The organism is Lapillicoccus sp. (assembly GCF_039935575.1).
Lineage (GTDB): Bacteria > Actinomycetota > Actinomycetes > Actinomycetales > Dermatophilaceae > Lapillicoccus.
The window spans coordinates 23,529-38,614 of the sequence record NZ_JBDTKA010000019.1 but is presented as its reverse complement, the minus strand read 5'-3'; the positions used below and the strand labels follow the sequence as shown (position 1 = coordinate 38,614).

At 69.3% G+C, this 15,086-nt stretch carries 16 protein-coding genes, 1 other RNA gene and 1 pseudogene; 9 read left to right on the top strand and 9 right to left on the bottom strand.

Going from position 1 to position 15,086, the window contains the following annotated elements:
• A pseudogene (locus tag ABI385_RS02610) lies at nucleotides 1-311 on the bottom strand (homogentisate 1,2-dioxygenase); the annotation flags it as partial.
• A 93-nt stretch (nucleotides 312-404) separates the two neighbouring features.
• Between ABI385_RS02610 and fahA the strand changes: the two are divergent.
• The gene (fahA, locus tag ABI385_RS02605; RefSeq protein WP_348102174.1) at nucleotides 405-1,634 is read left to right on the top strand and encodes a fumarylacetoacetase; all 1,230 of its coding nucleotides are present in this window, start codon (nucleotides 405-407) and stop codon (nucleotides 1,632-1,634) included.
• Nucleotides 1,635-1,645: 11 nt separating this feature from the next.
• On the opposite strand, the gene ABI385_RS02600 is transcribed toward fahA, so the two are convergent.
• A complete protein-coding gene (locus ABI385_RS02600; protein ID WP_348102173.1) occupies nucleotides 1,646-2,569 on the bottom strand; it encodes an RDD family protein in 924 nt (307 codons plus the stop codon).
• 75 nt (nucleotides 2,570-2,644) lie between these two features.
• A complete protein-coding gene (hppD, locus tag ABI385_RS02595; protein ID WP_348102172.1) occupies nucleotides 2,645-3,892 on the bottom strand; it encodes a 4-hydroxyphenylpyruvate dioxygenase in 1,248 nt (415 codons plus the stop codon).
• Between the two features lie 108 nt (nucleotides 3,893-4,000).
• Between hppD and ABI385_RS02590 the strand changes: the two genes are divergently transcribed.
• The 3 genes from ABI385_RS02590 to ABI385_RS02580 all read left to right on the top strand — a co-directional run bounded on the left by ABI385_RS02590 (nucleotide 4,001) and on the right by ABI385_RS02580 (nucleotide 5,894).
• A complete protein-coding gene (locus tag ABI385_RS02590; protein ID WP_348102171.1) occupies nucleotides 4,001-4,486 on the top strand; it encodes an Lrp/AsnC family transcriptional regulator in 486 nt (161 codons plus the stop codon).
• 62 nt (nucleotides 4,487-4,548) lie between these two features.
• Nucleotides 4,549-4,902: a GntR family transcriptional regulator gene (locus ABI385_RS02585; RefSeq protein WP_348102170.1), complete on the top strand. Its 354-nt coding sequence runs from the start codon at nucleotides 4,549-4,551 to the stop codon at nucleotides 4,900-4,902.
• Nucleotides 4,902-5,894, top strand: coding sequence for a hypothetical protein (locus tag ABI385_RS02580; RefSeq protein ID WP_348102169.1), 993 nt, complete (start codon nucleotides 4,902-4,904; stop codon nucleotides 5,892-5,894). Before ABI385_RS02585 ends, ABI385_RS02580 begins: the two co-directional genes overlap by 1 nt.
• A 55-nt stretch (nucleotides 5,895-5,949) precedes the next feature.
• On the opposite strand, the gene ABI385_RS02575 is transcribed toward ABI385_RS02580, so the two are convergent.
• The 4 genes from ABI385_RS02575 to ABI385_RS02560 all read right to left on the bottom strand — a co-directional run bounded on the left by ABI385_RS02575 (nucleotide 5,950) and on the right by ABI385_RS02560 (nucleotide 9,603).
• Nucleotides 5,950-6,276: a DUF3039 domain-containing protein gene (locus ABI385_RS02575; protein WP_348102168.1), complete on the bottom strand. Its 327-nt coding sequence runs from the start codon at nucleotides 6,274-6,276 to the stop codon at nucleotides 5,950-5,952.
• Between the two features lie 30 nt (nucleotides 6,277-6,306).
• Nucleotides 6,307-6,813 carry a DUF1992 domain-containing protein gene (locus ABI385_RS02570; protein WP_348102167.1) on the bottom strand — a complete coding sequence of 169 codons (507 nt, stop codon included), beginning with the start codon at nucleotides 6,811-6,813 and terminating at the stop codon, nucleotides 6,307-6,309.
• Nucleotides 6,814-6,843: 30 nt separating this feature from the next.
• Nucleotides 6,844-7,410, bottom strand: a complete 567-nt coding sequence (locus ABI385_RS02565; RefSeq protein ID WP_348102166.1) for a YqgE/AlgH family protein — start codon at nucleotides 7,408-7,410, stop codon at nucleotides 6,844-6,846.
• Nucleotides 7,411-7,572: 162 nt separating this feature from the next.
• Entirely contained in the window at nucleotides 7,573-9,603 is a 2,031-nt protein-coding gene (locus ABI385_RS02560) for a DEAD/DEAH box helicase (protein ID WP_348102165.1), read from the bottom strand.
• A gap of 266 nt (nucleotides 9,604-9,869) precedes the next feature.
• On the opposite strand from ABI385_RS02560, the gene ABI385_RS02555 reads away from it, so the two are divergent.
• From ABI385_RS02555 to ABI385_RS02545, 3 genes are all read left to right on the top strand, one after another.
• Entirely contained in the window at nucleotides 9,870-10,511 is a 642-nt protein-coding gene (locus ABI385_RS02555) for an SIMPL domain-containing protein (protein ID WP_348102164.1), read from the top strand.
• Between the two features lie 247 nt (nucleotides 10,512-10,758).
• On the top strand, nucleotides 10,759-11,160 hold the full coding sequence (gene trxA / locus ABI385_RS02550; RefSeq protein ID WP_348102163.1) for a thioredoxin: 402 nt from the start codon (nucleotides 10,759-10,761) through the stop codon (nucleotides 11,158-11,160).
• Between the two features lie 53 nt (nucleotides 11,161-11,213).
• Nucleotides 11,214-11,657 (top strand): YccF domain-containing protein, encoded by a 444-nt coding sequence (locus ABI385_RS02545; protein WP_348102162.1) that lies wholly within the window; start codon nucleotides 11,214-11,216, stop codon nucleotides 11,655-11,657.
• A 123-nt stretch (nucleotides 11,658-11,780) separates the two neighbouring features.
• Here the strand turns inward: ABI385_RS02545 and ssrA are convergent.
• Nucleotides 11,781-12,147, bottom strand: a transfer-messenger RNA (tmRNA) gene (gene ssrA, locus ABI385_RS02540).
• Between the two features lie 112 nt (nucleotides 12,148-12,259).
• Here ssrA and ABI385_RS02535 point away from each other — a divergent pair.
• Together ABI385_RS02535 and ABI385_RS02530 are read left to right on the top strand one after the other, a co-directional pair.
• Nucleotides 12,260-12,757 (top strand): DUF427 domain-containing protein, encoded by a 498-nt coding sequence (locus ABI385_RS02535; RefSeq protein ID WP_348102161.1) that lies wholly within the window; start codon nucleotides 12,260-12,262, stop codon nucleotides 12,755-12,757.
• Nucleotides 12,758-12,764: 7 nt separating this feature from the next.
• A complete protein-coding gene (locus ABI385_RS02530; protein WP_348102160.1) occupies nucleotides 12,765-13,805 on the top strand; it encodes an NADP-dependent oxidoreductase in 1,041 nt (346 codons plus the stop codon).
• On the opposite strand, the gene ABI385_RS02525 is transcribed toward ABI385_RS02530, so the two are convergent.
• On the bottom strand, nucleotides 13,758-15,086 hold the full coding sequence (locus tag ABI385_RS02525; protein ID WP_348102159.1) for an MFS transporter: 1,329 nt from the start codon (nucleotides 15,084-15,086) through the stop codon (nucleotides 13,758-13,760). The genes ABI385_RS02530 and ABI385_RS02525 overlap by 48 nt on opposite strands.

Genomic DNA, 15,086 nt, shown 5'->3' with positions numbered 1-15,086 from the left:
ACGAGCCTGCGCCCCGTGACGGGGTCCGTGCGCCGAATGGCGGCCGCGTCGAACAGGTCGTGCAGCTTGAGGTGCCGCGGGGTCAGCGGGTGGTTCGGGGTGGTGGAGAGGTCCCCGATCGACCACTCTCGGGACGCCGAGATCGTCGACGGGATGTTGCGGTGGTAAAGCAGCGAGGAGTCCGAAGAGAACCCTTCTTCGCCCATCAGCTCCTCGTAGTAGAGCTCGCCAGGGCGGCCGCCACGGCTCGGGCGACGGTGTTGGGTATGCCGCTTGTGCGGCACGCTGCCCATCCGCTGGTAGTGCGCCATCGCACCTCTCCTTGCCTTCTTGCTTCGACCAGCCTTCTTGCTTCGACCACCGGTTTCACTATCCACCGTGGCCTGCCCCGATACCGTAGCGCCGTGACGACCTGGCTCGACCTGCCCCCCGACCACCCGTTCGGGGTGCAGACCTTGGCCTATGGCGTCTTTTCCGGGGCCGGCGACGAACGGCCACGGGTCGGCGTTCGCATTGGCGACCTGGTGCTCGACGCGGCGATGTGCGCCGAGCGGGCCGGGATGGAGTCGGGCACAGCATGGGAAGGTGCCACGCTCAACCGGTTCCTCTCGCTCGGCCCACAGGCCTGGGCGGCGGGACGTTCGTGGCTGACCATGGTGCTGACCGACGAGGCATACCGCGACGCCGTCGAACCTCACCTGCACGCTCTGCAGGTCGTCACGCTGCACCTGCCGTTCGAAGTGGCCGACTACGTCGACTTCTACGCCAGCGAGCACCACGCGTCAAACGTCGGCGCGATCTTCCGGCCGGACAACCCCTCGCTCCCGGCCGCGTGGAAGCATCTGCCGATCGGCTACCACGGCCGCGCCGGCACGGTCGTCGTCACGGGCACCGAGATCGTCCGGCCGAGTGGCCAGCGCAAGGCACCAGGCGACCCTGCGCCGGTCTTCGGTCCGAGCGGCCGGCTCGACATCGAGGCCGAGCTGGGTTTCGTCGTCGGCGGGGCGACCCACCTCGGTATGCCGGTACCTGTGGAGGCAGCCGGTGAACACCTGTTCGGGGTGGTCTTGCTGAACGACTGGAGCGCGCGCGACATCCAGGCCTGGGAGTATGTGCCGTTAGGCCCATTCCTGGGCAAGTCGTTCGCCACCAGTATCTCGGCCTGGGTGACTCCGATGACCGCCCTCGACAGCGCGCGCACTCCGCTCCCCGGACAGAGCCAGCCGCAGCCACTTCCCTACCTCGTGGGCGACAACCCCGTTGCCGCGCAAGGGTTCGACGTGCACCTTGAGGTACGCGTCGGTGAGACGGTGGTGTCGCGTCCCGAGTTCCGGGACATGTACTGGTCTCCCGAGCAGATGCTCGCGCATCTCACCGTCAACGGAGCCAGCCTGCGCGACGGTGACCTGTTCGGGTCGGGGACGGTCAGCGGGGCGGACCCGGGGACCTTGGGCAGTCTCCTCGAGCTGACCTGGAACGGCACCCGTCCCCTATCGCTCGACGACGGCTCGACCCGTGGCTTCCTTCAGGACGGCGACGTCGTCACGATGACGGCGTGGGCGCCCGGACGGGACGGCTCGCGGGTCGGCCTCGGGGAGGTCACCGGTCGGGTCGTCCCGTCCGTCGGCGCCTGAGCCCAGCAGCCTCAGCGGCCGCGCGGCTTGACGACGACGTTGGTCTTGGCGACCTTGTCGTGCAACGCCTGTCGTTTGTCGTCCCACAGCGGCCAGAGCAGGTCCAAACCACCCAGGATCCAGCTGAAAAGGCTCACCACCGGCACGATCGACAGCAGCGAGTTGACCACGTAGACCAGCTGACGCATCGTGGCCACCCGGACGCTGGGGTTCCCGGGCCGCTCCCGAAGCCGCACCTGGATGCCCAGCACCATCTTGCCAGGTGTCGCACCTTTCCAAACGAGAAACCCGACCTGGTAGACGATGAAGACGATGAAGGCCACCACGATCACCGGCCAGAGTCGGCTGTACATCTGCGACATCACCGTCGCCTGGTTGATCGCTGGCTGCCGACCCGCCTCTGCATCGCGCATGATGCCCTCGAACCACGAGACGTACCACCGCATGAAGTCGACCAACCAGTAGGACGAGAGCACGCTCGTGAGCACACCCAGGATCACGTTGTCGAGCAGGTAGGCACCCACCCGCTGCCCATAGCTCGCGAGGGGGACGCCGTCCGGTGTCGTCTTGACCCCGAACCCGCCTCCGTACGAGGCGGACATCGTCCCGTAGGACGGCGCCGCCTGCCCTGCTGGCGGCCCGCCGTAGGACGTCGGTCCCGACGGCGGAGCGGAGTACGGCGACTGGCCTTGCTGGCCCTGCCGGTGGGAGTCGTCCTGCTGGCTCCCGTGACCCTGCTGGCCCGAGCTCTGTGGCGAACCCCATCCACCGGTTGGTTGCGGCCGCACCGGAACCGGCTGAGCCGCTCCGATCGTCGACTGCGACGCGGTCGGGGAGGTCCGCGGAGTGGTGTGCGAGGTCCACACCACTCCGTCGAAGTACCGCAGGTTCTCGGGATTCTCAGGGTCGTCGTACCACCCTGCGCGCTGGCTCATGCCGCCGAGCATGTCACAGCAGCCCGTGCGTCGAGGACCATCTGCTCACCCGGCGCCGAGCCTCTCAGAGCCGTCTCAAAGGTTTCCGCGCAGGTCCTGCTCCCGCTCGATCGCCTCGAACAGCGCCTTGAAGTTGCCCTTGCCGAACCCCAGCGAACCGTGCCGCTCGATCAGCTCGAAGAAGACGGTCGGCCGGTCGCCGAGGGGCTTGGTGAAGATCTGCAGCAGGTAGCCGTCCTCGTCGCGGTCGACGAGGATGCCACGGCTCTGCAGCTCCTCGATCGGCACCCGTACGTGACCGATCCGGGCGCGCAGCTCCGGGTCCTCGTAGTAGGAGTCGGGCGTGTTGAGGAACTCGACACCGTTGGCTCGCAGCGCATCCACGCTACGCAGGATGTCGTTCGTCGCGACAGCCAGATGCTGGGCGCCGGGTCCGCGGTAGAACTCGAGGTACTCGTCGATCTGGCTTTTCCGCTTCGCCACGGCGGGCTCGTTGAGCGGGAACTTCACTCGGTGGTTGCCGTTGGCGACGACCTTGGACATCAGCGCGGAGTAGTCCGTGGCGATGTCGTCGCCGACGAACTCCGCCATGTTCACGAACCCCATCACCTTGTTGTAGAAGGTCACCCACTCGTCCATCCGACCGAGCTCGACGTTGCCGACGATGTGGTCCAGTGCCTGGAACAACCGCTTCGGCTCACCCTCGCGCCGGACCCAGGTGGACTCGGCCGCGGTGTAACCCGGCAGGTAGGCACCGGCGTACGTCTGGCCGTCGACGATGCGCTGGACCAGCGTGTGTCGCGTCTCGCCGTAGGTCGCAATCGCCGCGACGCGCACGGTGCCGCCCTCGTCGGTGTGGTCCTCGGGCTGGGCGAGGACGGTGGCTCCGGCGCGGGTGGCCTGCCGGATGCAGCGGTCGACGTCGGGCACCTCGAGCGCGATGTCCACGACACCGTCCCCGTGCTGTCGGTGGTGGTCGGCCAGCGGGCTGTCGGGGTCGACCGGCCCGTTGACGACGAACCGGATCGAGCCGGACTCGAGGACGTAGGACTTGTGGTCGCGGAACCCGGTCTCCGGGCCGCGGTAGGCGACCAGACGCATACCCCAGGCCGACTGGTAGTAGTGCGCGGTCTGGGTCGCATTGCCGACGACGAACACGATGGCGTCCCATCCGGTGACCGGGAAGACGTCCTTGTCCTCGTCGTAGGCGACGAGCCCGACCAGCTGCTTGAGCTGGTCGACGTCGAAGCCGGCCTCGCGTTCCTGCTGAGTCAGGTCGTCGGGTGCAGTAGCGGAGACAGGGTCGGCCATCGTATTCGTCATGGTCGAAGGGTGGCTGTTCGACGGGGTAGTGGTCAACACGCGCACCGACTGCTGCGCATCCTGCGCAGACTGCCGAGTATTGCGGCGGGAAGGGTGGACACTGTGTCCATGTTCACGAGCGAGCACAGCATCGACGACCTGGACGCCCGACTGCTGCGTCTGTATGCGGCGGAACCGGCCGTCGGTGTCCTCGGCGCCTCGCGGCGGCTCGGGGTTGCCCGAGGCACGGTGCAGGCGCGGCTCGACCGGCTGGTCTCTCGGGGGGTGGTCAGGGGGTTCGCGCCGACTATCGACCCGGGTGCTCTGGGATACCCGGTCACGGCGTTCTGCACGCTGGAGATTCGCCAGGGGCGCGGCCACGGACCGGTCGTCGAGCACCTCACGGGGATCCCCGAGGTGCTGGAGGCGCACACCATCACCGGGGCCGGCGACCTGCTCATCCGCGTCGTCGCGCGGGACAACGCGGACCTGCAGCGGGTCATCGACCTGGTCGTCGACGACTCCCACGTGATCAGGGCCTCGACGGCGATCTCGCTGGCCACCCGGATCGAACACCGTACGGCGCCACTGGTCGCGGCCGCCATCTCGTCGTGACCCGGCCAGGTCGGGCGCCGGCCGGGAGTTGACAGGCAAATAATTCTAGTTAGACTAGAACTATGCTCATCCGGATCGACCCCGCTTCGTCGCGGCCGATCTTCGCCCAGATCGCGGCCAGCGTGCGTCGCGAGCTCGTCGGCGGGAGCCTCACGACGGGTGACCGCCTGCCGCCGGCCAAGGAGCTCGCCCGGTCGCTGGACGTCAACCTGCACACCGTGCTCCGGGCCTACCAGGAGCTGCGGGACGAAGGACTCGTGGACCTGCGCCGCGGTCGTGGCGCAGTTGTCACCGGGTCCCAGCCACTGGCTCTCGCCCAGGTCGGCGAGGCCGTGAAATCGCTGGTTCGTGCCGCGCACGAAGCTGGCATGACCGAGCGCGAGACCGTCTCGCTGATCGCGAAGGAGTGGTTCTGATGTCGTCGTCCTCACCCAAAACCCCTGTGCAACGGCCTGGTTCGGGGCAGCGCCGCTACCTGCTGGTGGCGCTCGGCATACCTGTCGTGGTCATCGCGGTCGGCCTCGCGATCGTCGCGGGACTCTGGTCCTCCATCCCCCCGGTCGTCGCCAGCCACTGGGGACCCGACGGGGTGGACGCTACCCAGGCTCGCGTGGTGTTCGTCGTGACCGCCGCGGTGGTGATCCTCGCGCTCGGTGCGTTGTTGGCCGCCGCCGGCTGGTTCCTGCCGGCGGACGGGCGGCGGCTGCTCGCCACCGTGTCCGGCGCCACGAGCGCGTTCCTCGGCGTGGTGCTGTTCGGAGCGCTCGTCGGACAACGTGGACAGAACGAGCCCTCGACGGCGAGTGCGGCCCCCCAGATGTTCCTCGTGGGCGCCCTCGCCGCCGCACTCGTCGGGTGGGTCGCCTGGGCCCTGACCTCCCTGCAGCCGGCGACGGTCACCGACCGGACACCGGTCCCCGCAGACGCAACAACGGTTCCGGCCGTGGACGGCGAGCGGCTGGTCTGGTTCGGTCACGCCGCTGGGGCGCCGTGGCTCGGCTGGGTCTGCGTGGCGCTCGTGGGCGTCGCCTGTTTCAGCGCTGTCGTCGCAAGTCCATGGGCCGCGTTGGGCCCGGTGGTCGGGATCGCGCTGATCGTCCTGCTCATGCGAGCGAGGGTGACCGTCGACGCACAGGGGATGCGCGTCGTCTCGGGCGGCTTCCTGACCTGGCTGTCGGTGCCGATCGACCAGGTTGCCTACGCCGAGGTTGCCCACCTGAGCGCGTTCAAGGAGTTCGGCGGCCTCGGGATGCGCTACCGCCGCGACGCCCGTGCCTTCGTCACGCGCACCGGGGAGGCCGTGCGGGTCGTTCAGCAGGACGGCACCAGGACCTACGTCTCCCTCGATGGCGCGGACGAGGCTGCCGCGGTGCTCAACACGTTGACCCGCCGGTCGGTCACGAGCTGAGCCGACCTGACGCGACCGGACGCGACCTGACTCGACATGACTCGAGGCATCCGGGTCAGGCGTCGTCCTTGCCGCCGCCGTCCTTCGGCGCGCGAAGACCTTCGTAGATCTCCTTGCAGGTCGGGCAGACCGGGAACTTCTTGGGGTCCCGCCCCGGCACCCAGACCTTGCCGCAGAGCGCGACGACCGGGTCACCCGAGAGGGCGCTGTCGAGGATCTTCTCTTTGCGGACGTAGTGCGCGAACCGCTCGTGGTCGCCCGGTTCGACGACCTGTTCCTCGACCAGCTCACGCTCGAGCACGGTGGTCGAGGTGCGTGGCCCGCCCGGCTCGACCTGCGGCTCGAAGGGGTCGAGTGGCATCTGCGAGGCGCGGGACGTCATGGACACGAGTGTATGCGTGCCTCGAGAACGTCAGCCGTCGGAGCCGAGCCCCCTGCGGCGTAGCCACCAGCGGCGTCGTGGGTGGGTTTCGGGGGCGGACGGAGGCGGCGAAGCGGCCCGGCGACGCCGCTCGATCTCGGTCCGTAGCCCGCGCCACTGCTCGACGATCTCGTCGACGTCGACCGTGCGCGAGATCAACGGCGGAAGGTTTCCCACGGCCGGACGCAGGCGGTCGGCCTTGACCCGGCGGTTGAAGTCCTCGAGGATCTCGCGGGCCTCCGCCTCGGTGCGGACGTCAGCGAGCGACTCGGGGAACGAGGCCGCCTCCTTGCGCAGCAGCAGCGGGGACGGCAGAGCTCCGCTGATGTCGAGCTTCTCGCGCTCCACGTAGCGACGGACCCACCAGTCGGGGTCGTTGGGGTCACCGAGGTTTCCGAGCGGTTTCCCGGCTCCGGGGAGGTTGTCGAACTCGCCGCGCTCCTGCGCTTCGCGGATCTGCCGGTCGACCCAGCTCTCGCGGTAGGGCTGTTGTGACATGGGCGGTTCCTTGCTGGGGTGCGGGTGTGGTCAGTTCAGGTTCGGGTCGTCCGGGTAGGCCGAGACGAGCTTGAGGTTGCCGGTCTGGCGGGCCAGCACCTGCGACCACAGGAGCTCCGGGCGCTCAGAGAACGCGTCGCGGGACTCGCTCTCGACGACGTACCAGTCCCCCCGGGTGATCTCGTTCTCGAGCTGCCCGCCGGACCAACCGGCATACCCGGCGAAGATCCGCATGCCCGCGACCTCGGGTGCGACGAGGTTGGGCGGCGCGTCGAGATCGACCAGACCCAGTCCGCCGAAGAGCTGCTTGACCCCCATCGGCTCTCTGTCGTCGCCGGGCACGGTGACCAGGCCGATCGCGGAGTTCAGCTCGACCGGACCACCCTGGAACATGGTCTGCGGCTGCGTCGCCACCGACTTCCAGCCCGGGAGGACCGCGTCGATGTCGGCGTCGAGCGGTCGGTTGAGAATCACGCCCTGAGCGCCGCCCGTGTCGTGGTGGAGCAGCAGGATGACAGTGCGGTGGAAGGTGTCCTCCTCGATCTGGGTCGAGGCCACGAGAAGCCGGCCCGCGAAGAACGTGGGGTCGGCGCTCACCTGCGCATTGTCCCACCCGGCCCCCGGTGGTGGCCAAAGGACCATTGCGGGCGCGTCGGCTGAGGGCTGGTATGGGCCGAGCCGGCCTCGTGACGGTACGTGAAAGGTCCGACCCCCCAGGAGGGGTCGGACCTTTCACCGTGCGGTCGTACCGGATCGCCGTCAGCGGTCGGTGCGCTCCCAGCGCTCGATGCGGGGGGTGCGAGCGCTGCGCTCGCCCCGATCGGACCGGTCGGAGCGGCCGGCCCTGTCGGACCGGTCGGAACCGCCGTGGTGCGGACGGAACCCGCCACGGGCCCCGCCGCGAGGACCCCGTGAGCCGCCGGGGCCGCGGTGGCTCTTCGGACCCTCGAGCAGCCGACGGAAGGTGTCCTCCGGGACCGGCACCCCTGAGGGAGTCCGGCCACCAGCGGCCTCGATGACGGCGTCACCGGGAACGGCCCGAGTCGGGACCGCATCGACACCGGCCTCACGCAGCTGGCGCTCCATGGTCTTGCGCTGGTGCGGCAACGCGAGGGTGACGACGGTCCCGTCCTCACCGGCGCGAGCGGTGCGTCCGGCGCGGTGCAGGTAGTCCTTGTGGTCGGCGGGTGGGTCTACCTGCATGACCACGGAGACGTCGTCGACGTGGATGCCGCGAGCCGCGACGTCCGTGGCGACGAGCACCGGCAGTGTGCCGTCGCGGAACGCCCCCAGCACCCGGTTGCGGGCACCCTGGGCGAGCCCGCCGTGCAGCGCGGCGGCGAGCACCCCTTGCTCTCGCAGCTGGAGGGCGATGCGGTCGGCGCCGAGCTTCGTGCGCACGAACACCAGGGTGCGTCCGGGGCGGTTGGCGACCTCGGCGGTGATGACCTTCTTGTGGTTCGGCTCGACCAGCAGGACGTGGTGCGCCATGGTCGTGACCGATGCCTTGGCGTCGTCGGTCGAGTGCGTCACCGCGTCGGTGAGGTAGCTCGCCACCAGGCCGTCGACGCCTCGGTCGAGGGTGGCCGAGAACAGCAGTCGCTGCCCGCCGGCCGGCAGGCCGTCGAGGATCGCGGAGATCTCGGGTAGGAACCCCATCTCGGCCATGTGGTCGGCCTCGTCGAGGATCGCCACGCGGATGTCGCGCAGCTCGACGGCCCCACGCTCGATGAGGTCGTTGAGGCGACCCGGCGTCGCGATGAGGAGGTCGACGCCCCGGTTCAGGGCGGCGATCTGCGTCGTGTAGCTGAGGCCGCCGGCGACGAGCTTGTGCTTCAGGCCCATGACGTGGACCAGCGGCTCGAGGGCGTCCGAGACCTGCATGGCCAGCTCACGGGTGGGAACCAGGACGAGTGCGCGGGGACGGCGGGGCGCCGAGGTGGGCGCCTCGTCGGCCAACCGGGCCAGCGTCGGCAGCCCGAAGGCGAGCGTCTTGCCCGAACCGGTCTGGCCTCGACCGAGGACGTCGCGGCCGGCGAGCGCGTCGGGGATCGTCGCGCTCTGGATGGGGAACGGCGTGGTGATGCCGTCCCGCGCGAGCCGCTCGACGAGCCGCGCGGGCAGGCCCAGGGCGGTGAAGCCGTTGTCGGCGTCGACGACCACGGGGCCGTCGCTCACGGACTTGCGGGCCGACGTGGTCCAGGTGTCCGCCTCGAGGCGCTCGGCCTCGGGGTCGATCCCGAACCCGCCACGAGCGGGGCGCTCGTCACGAGAGCTACCCCGGTATGCGTGGGAGCGGTCCGCGTGCTCGCGGTGGTCGCGGCCGGCGACCGGACGGTCTGCCCGGTCACCGCGCGGCGTCCACTCCCGGCGCTCGGGGCGGTCTGAACGGGGGGCACGGTCGTCACGGACCGGGCGGTCGTTACGCGGCGTCCACTCCCGGCGCTCGGGACGGTCACCCCGGTCCGAACGGGGGGCACGGTCGTCCCGGACCGGACGATCGTTACGCGGCGTCCACTCCCGGCGCTCGGGACGCTCGGACCGCTCGAAACGGTCCGTCCGGGGAGCACGGTCGTCCCGGACCGGACGGTCCTCGCGTCCGCGGGAGGGTGCGGCGGCATACCCGGCGGGCCGAGCATTGCGCGGGGGGCGGGTGCTGTCGAACGGGCGTTGCGCGCGCGGCTCTTGGCCGCGGTGCGCCTTCTTGCTGGGTTTGGCGGCCTTCTGGGCCTTCTGGGCTGCGGTCCAGCGGGCCTTCTTGGGCGCGCCGGATGCCGTGGTGTTAGGCATGACAGATCACTTCTCTCAAACAGGTGGGACTCGAGTCAGACACGTCTCGAGCCACCTGGCGAAGGCGACCGTGCAAGACGAGCCTCAGGCGCATCAACACTGCTGGCGCCCGCGTGGACCAGACCGGGCAGGCTGCCCGCCGATCGCTGGGCCCGCTCCGCGTAGGGATGCCGATGGTTCTTGGCTGGCGCAGCCCTGCGCCTCGGAGTCGAGCAACGTCACTCTACCAGCGAGGCACGGATGCTCCGACCGGTAACCTGCCCGACATGAGCAAGCATGGTCACACGCGACGCCGCCTCGTGCAGGTGTCGGCTTCCGGTCGGGCGAGCGCCACGCCTGACGTCGTACGCCTGTCGCTCGGCATCCGCAGCGACGGAGACGACGTCTCCTCGGCGCTGCGAGACGTGGGAGAAAAGGTCACATCGATCGGCGAGGCCGTCCGCGGCCACGGGGTCGAGTCCGCGGACATCCGGTCGACCGGCGCCGGCGTCCACCCGCGATATGACCGCGACGGCCAGCGCGTTGTCGGATATCAGGCCCAGCACAGCCTCGCCGTGGTGGTGCGCGCCCTCGACACGGTCGGCGCGGTCGTCGACTCGGTGGCACAGGCGGCGGGCAACTCGCTCTCGGTCGACTCCATCCAGCTCGAGCTGAGCGACTCCACTCGGATGGAACAGGAGGCCCGCGACAATGCGTTCGCGCACGCCCGGTCCAAGGGCGACCTGTATGCGCGCCTTTCCGGGGGGCAGCTCGGCGAGGTCCTGTCGGTCGTCGAGGGCGGCACCGGCGGCGGACCTGCACCGGTGGGGCGGATGGCGATGATGGCCTCGTCCTCGCCCATGCCGGTCGAGGCCGGGGAGACGACCGTCACCGCGTCGGTGACCGTCACCTGGGCGCTGGAGAACTGAAGGCCGCAGCACGACAGATTGCGCCGGATCCCACCGACGCCCACGCCGACGCAGTCCCGACCGGACTGGACTCACGCCTTCTCCGACCGGACTCTGATGTCACCTGATTTTGTCGGCGCCCGGCGTCAGGAACTGATGAACATGTGAGTTCGGTGGCGTCGGGACCCGCTCCGCTGGTGTCGAGCGCTCTGGGCGGGTCCCTATGCCACCGGGAATAGCAGGATCCGGGCCCACCGTTGAGCCCATCATGGCGACAACACAGCTCACCGCGCACACCTTCGAGCAGACCGTGCTCGACAACGACACCGTGTTCGTCGACTTCTGGGCCGACTGGTGTGGTCCGTGCAAGCGGTTCGCGCCCGTCTACGACGAGGTGTCCGAGCAGCACAGCGAGGTCGTCTTCGCCAAGGTCGACACCGAGGCCGAGCAGGCCCTGGCGGCGCAGATCAACATCACCTCGATCCCGACGCTGATGGCCTTCCGTGAGGGCATCCTGGTGTTCCGTCAGGCCGGCGCGCTCCCCAAGGAGCAGTTCGCCCAGCTCGTCGAGAAGGTCGGGAAGCTCGACATGGACGACGTCCGCGCCCAGGTGGCACAGGCCAAAGCCGAGGCGGACAGCCCCAGCGCCTCGGCGGCGCGCCCGGTTTGAGCCAGGCTGACAGCCGCTAGGGTCCGGCGCCTGTCGTCGGCCCCGATGGGTGCATGAAGCTGCTGCTCAACGTCATCTGGGTCGTCTTCGGCGGCTGGCTACTCGCGCTGAGCTACGTCTTCGCCGGCGTGATCGCCTGCATCCTCATCGTCACCATCCCGTTCGGCGTTGCCGCGTTCCGGATGGCCAGCTTCGCTTTGTGGCCGTTCGGTCGCACGATCGTCGAGAAGCCGAACGCCGGGGTAATGTCCACGATCGGCAACGTCCTGTGGATCCTGCTCTTCGGCTGGTGGCTCGCGCTGGAACACCTCGTCACCGGCATCGCCCAGTGCATCACCATCGTCGGCATCCCGCTGGGCCTGGCGAACTTCAAGCTGGTCCCGGTCTCGCTCGTCCCGATCGGCAAGGACATCGTGCCGACCTCGTCCGTGCGAGCCGGCGCCTCGACCGTTGCCCGGTTCGACCGTTGCCCGGTTCGGCTGAGCCGGTTCGGCTGAGACGGTTCGGCTGAGCCGGCGGGCCGGCGCGAACCCATACGAGCAACGGCCCGACCACCAAAGTGGTCGGGCCGCGCCTGTCTCGAGATGGCTGGAACGCGTGACGTGTCCCTCGCGACGAGCGAGTGGAGGTGGCGGGAATCGAACCCGCGTCCGGTGACATGACACCAGGACTTCTCCGGGCGCAGTGCGCTATGGCATTTCTCGGCCCCGGGGCTCGCGCGCACACGTTCCCCGACAGGCCCAGTTGAGTAAAAGTCCCGCGCAGCCCCCCAACATGACTGCGCAGCAAGTTCTCTAGCTGACGCCAGACACTGAGTCGAGAACTACCTCAGGCTGACGGACTTCGGAGCTCGCTCAGGCGGCGAGGGCGAAGTCGGTGCGCTTGGAGTTGGCACCTATTGGTTTGCACGGGTCGTTAACGAGATAACCGTGCATCCTCGGCCCGCTTCTCCTGGTGAGACGATCACCGTCGAAACCGATCACCCCCATGGTTCGCGGGGTGTCCACGTCACGCTGTCCAGTTGTCAAGAACCTCAAGTATGCCGTTCAACGCCGCCCCCTCCAACTCGATTCCCGCGCCCGTGGGGCAGGATCGGGGGATGGAGCGCATCGCACGTCAGCCGGCGGCCCCGGGCCAGGAGTCGGTCTGGGACTACCCGCGTCCTCCGGCGGTCGACCCCAGCGGCGAAGTCGTCGAGGTCGTGTTCGGTGGCGCGACTGTTGCGCAGACCACGAGCTCACTGCGTGTTCTCGAGACGAGCCACCCGCCGACCTACTACCTGCCCCTCGCCGCGTTCGAGCCCGGTACCTTGGTGCCGGTGACCGGGACGACGTTCTGCGAGTTCAAGGGCGCTGCGTCCTACTTCGATCTCGTCCACGACGGGGTGACCGCCCCGCGCGCCGCGTGGACCTACCGGCACCCCTCCCCCGGGTACGAGCAGCTCGTCGACCACGTCGCGGTGATGCCCGGTGCTGTCGACGCGTGCCGCGTGGCGGGCGAGCTGGTCCAACCGCAGGAGGGCGGCTTCTATGGCGGTTGGATCACCTCTCGTGTCGTCGGTCCGTTCAAGGGTGCCCCGGGCACCCGGGGCTGGTGACGCTCTCGTGAGCAGCAGGGCGGGCAGCCAGGCATACCGGGAGTGGCATCTGGTCCGACGTCCCCAGGGTGAGCCCGTCAGCGACGACTTCGAGCTCGTCGGCGTGCGGCTGCCGGGACTCGACGACGGCGAGGTCCTGGTACGCAACACCTTCCTTTCGGTGGACCCTTATATGCGGGGCCGGATGAACGATGTGAAGTCCTATATCGCGCCGTTCCAGCTCGGCGCCCCGATGGACGGCGGGGCCGTCGGCGTGGTGGAGCGGGTGAGCGGCGACGCCGTGGACTCGACCGACCGCCGGCTCCGCGAGGGTGACCTCGTGCTTCACAACGCCGGGTGGCGCACGCACGCCGTGCTGCCGGGGCGCGCCACTCGTGTGATCGACACCTCTCTCGCTCCCGCCAACGCCTGGCTCGGAGTCCTCGGTATGCCTGGCCTCACCGCCTATGCCGGCCTGCTGCGAGTCGGTGAGTTCCGTTCCGGCGACAGGGTATTCGTGTCAGCTGCTGCTGGAGCGGTGGGTTCGGTGGTCGGACAGCTGGCCCGCATCAAGGGTGCGTCGCTCGTGGTGGGAAGCGCCGGAGGACCGGACAAGGTGAGCTGGCTGGTGGACGAGGCCGGCTTCGACGTCGCCGTCGACTACAAAGCCGAACCCATCGCTTCCGGGCTGCTCAGAGCGGCGCCGGACGGGATCGACGTCTACTTCGACAACGTCGGCGGCGACCATCTCGAGGCGGCCATCGGCAGTATGCGTCGCGGCGGCCACGTCGCCGTCTGCGGGATGATCTCCAGCTACAACGACACCGAACCGCCTCCCGGTCCGCGCAACCTCGGCATGCTCATCGGCAAACGACTCACGATCCGCGGCTTCCTCGTCAACGACCACGCCGACCTGCGGCCGCAGTTCGAGCAGGAGGTCGGCACGTGGGTCCGAGACGGCCGGATGGTCTTCCGCGAGACCGTAGTCGAGGGGATGGAACAAACGGTGGATGCCCTCCAGTCACTGCTGTCGGGTGGCAACACCGGGAAGATGCTCGTCCGCCTCTGAGCGGTGCCGACCGGCTGCGACCGCCGTGACGACGACCCCGAAGGCCAGTACGGCCGCCCCGGCGCTCAGCCAACCAAAGCCTGCGGTCCCGACGACCACGCCGGCAACGGCCCCACCGGCGGCTGCCGTGAAGAGGGTCGTCATGTCGACGAAGCCCTGGATCTGGGGCCGCTGCCGGTCCGGCGCCGAGGCGGTGAGCAGCGTCGAGGAAGCGACCGTACCGAGGGACCAGCCGAGACCGAGCAAGAAGAGCCCGAGGCCGAGCCCGAAGCTGGCGCCCGGGCTCGACGCGCCGGCAAGGACCAACGCGACCAGGAGCACCAGACCGCCCGCCCCCATCACCGGGGGGCTTCCCCACCGGTCGACAGCCAACCCCACGAAGGGCGAGAAGGCATACATGCCGAGGATGTGAGTGCTGATCACGAGCCCGATGAGCTGCAGGCTGGCTCCGCCGTGGTCCATGTGGATCGGCGTCATGACCATCACCGAGACCATGACCGCGTGGGTCAACGCCATCCCGATCGCCGCCGCCAGTACCAGTGGCGTACGGCGGATGACGGAGAACGTCCGCTCCGCATCGACGGGGAAGGCGGAGGCGTCACGACCGGAGGCGTCACGATCGGAGGCGTTCTCGGTCCCGCGCCCCAAGGCGGGCCCGGCGCTCCTGGCCAGCAGCAGCGGGTCCGGGCGAAGGCGTACAAGCATGATCGCCGCAGTGGCGAGCAGCGTCACCACGCTGAACACGAACGAACCGGTGATGTCGGGCAGGTGCAGCCACCGCGCGACCGTGGCACCTGGGCCGGTGAGGTTCGGACCGAGGACCGAGCCGATCGTCGTCGCCCAGACCACCGTGCTCAAGGCTCTGCCTCGGTGCTCCGGTCGCGCGAGATCTGTTGCGGCGTAACGAGACTGGTTGTTCGCTGCGGTCACGGCGCCGAGCATCACCGCTCCCGTCAGCATCATCGGGAACGAGCGGGTTGTTCCGGCGACGATGCACGCGACCGCCCCGAGCGCGCCAACGAGATAGCCGAGTCCGAGCCCGGGACGCCGACCGTGACGGACCATGTAGACCGCCAGCACGGCCGACACCACCGCGGCACCGAGCACCTGACCGGTCTGCACGAACCCGGCCAGCTCGTCCGACCCGGAGATGTCCTTTGCGAGCAGGGCGGAGACCGCAATCGCCGAGCTCAGCCCGACCCCACCCATCGCCTGCGTGACCACCAGGGTGCGAACCGTGTGCCGCTGCGCCTCGACGAGGTCGCTCTCGGTCACCGTCAC

Bases quoted from the DNA above. Each gene is read 5' to 3' on its own strand.
- ABI385_RS02600 (WP_348102173.1), bottom strand. From the start codon at position 2,569: ATGAGCCAGCGCGCAGGGTGGTACGACGACCCTGAGAATCCCGAGAAC.
- hppD (WP_348102172.1), bottom strand. From the start codon at position 3,892: ATGACGAATACGATGGCCGACCCTGTCTCCGCTACTGCACCCGACGAC.
- ABI385_RS02590 (WP_348102171.1), top strand. From the start codon at position 4,001: ATGTTCACGAGCGAGCACAGCATCGACGACCTGGACGCCCGACTGCTG.
- ABI385_RS02585 (WP_348102170.1), top strand. From the start codon at position 4,549: ATGCTCATCCGGATCGACCCCGCTTCGTCGCGGCCGATCTTCGCCCAG.
- ABI385_RS02580 (WP_348102169.1), top strand. From the start codon at position 4,902: ATGTCGTCGTCCTCACCCAAAACCCCTGTGCAACGGCCTGGTTCGGGG.
- ABI385_RS02575 (WP_348102168.1), bottom strand. From the start codon at position 6,276: ATGACGTCCCGCGCCTCGCAGATGCCACTCGACCCCTTCGAGCCGCAG.
- ABI385_RS02570 (WP_348102167.1), bottom strand. From the start codon at position 6,813: ATGTCACAACAGCCCTACCGCGAGAGCTGGGTCGACCGGCAGATCCGC.
- ABI385_RS02560 (WP_348102165.1), bottom strand. From the start codon at position 9,603: ATGCCTAACACCACGGCATCCGGCGCGCCCAAGAAGGCCCGCTGGACC.
- ABI385_RS02555 (WP_348102164.1), top strand. From the start codon at position 9,870: ATGAGCAAGCATGGTCACACGCGACGCCGCCTCGTGCAGGTGTCGGCT.
- trxA (WP_348102163.1), top strand. From the start codon at position 10,759: ATGGCGACAACACAGCTCACCGCGCACACCTTCGAGCAGACCGTGCTC.
- ABI385_RS02545 (WP_348102162.1), top strand. From the start codon at position 11,214: ATGAAGCTGCTGCTCAACGTCATCTGGGTCGTCTTCGGCGGCTGGCTA.
- ABI385_RS02535 (WP_348102161.1), top strand. From the start codon at position 12,260: ATGGAGCGCATCGCACGTCAGCCGGCGGCCCCGGGCCAGGAGTCGGTC.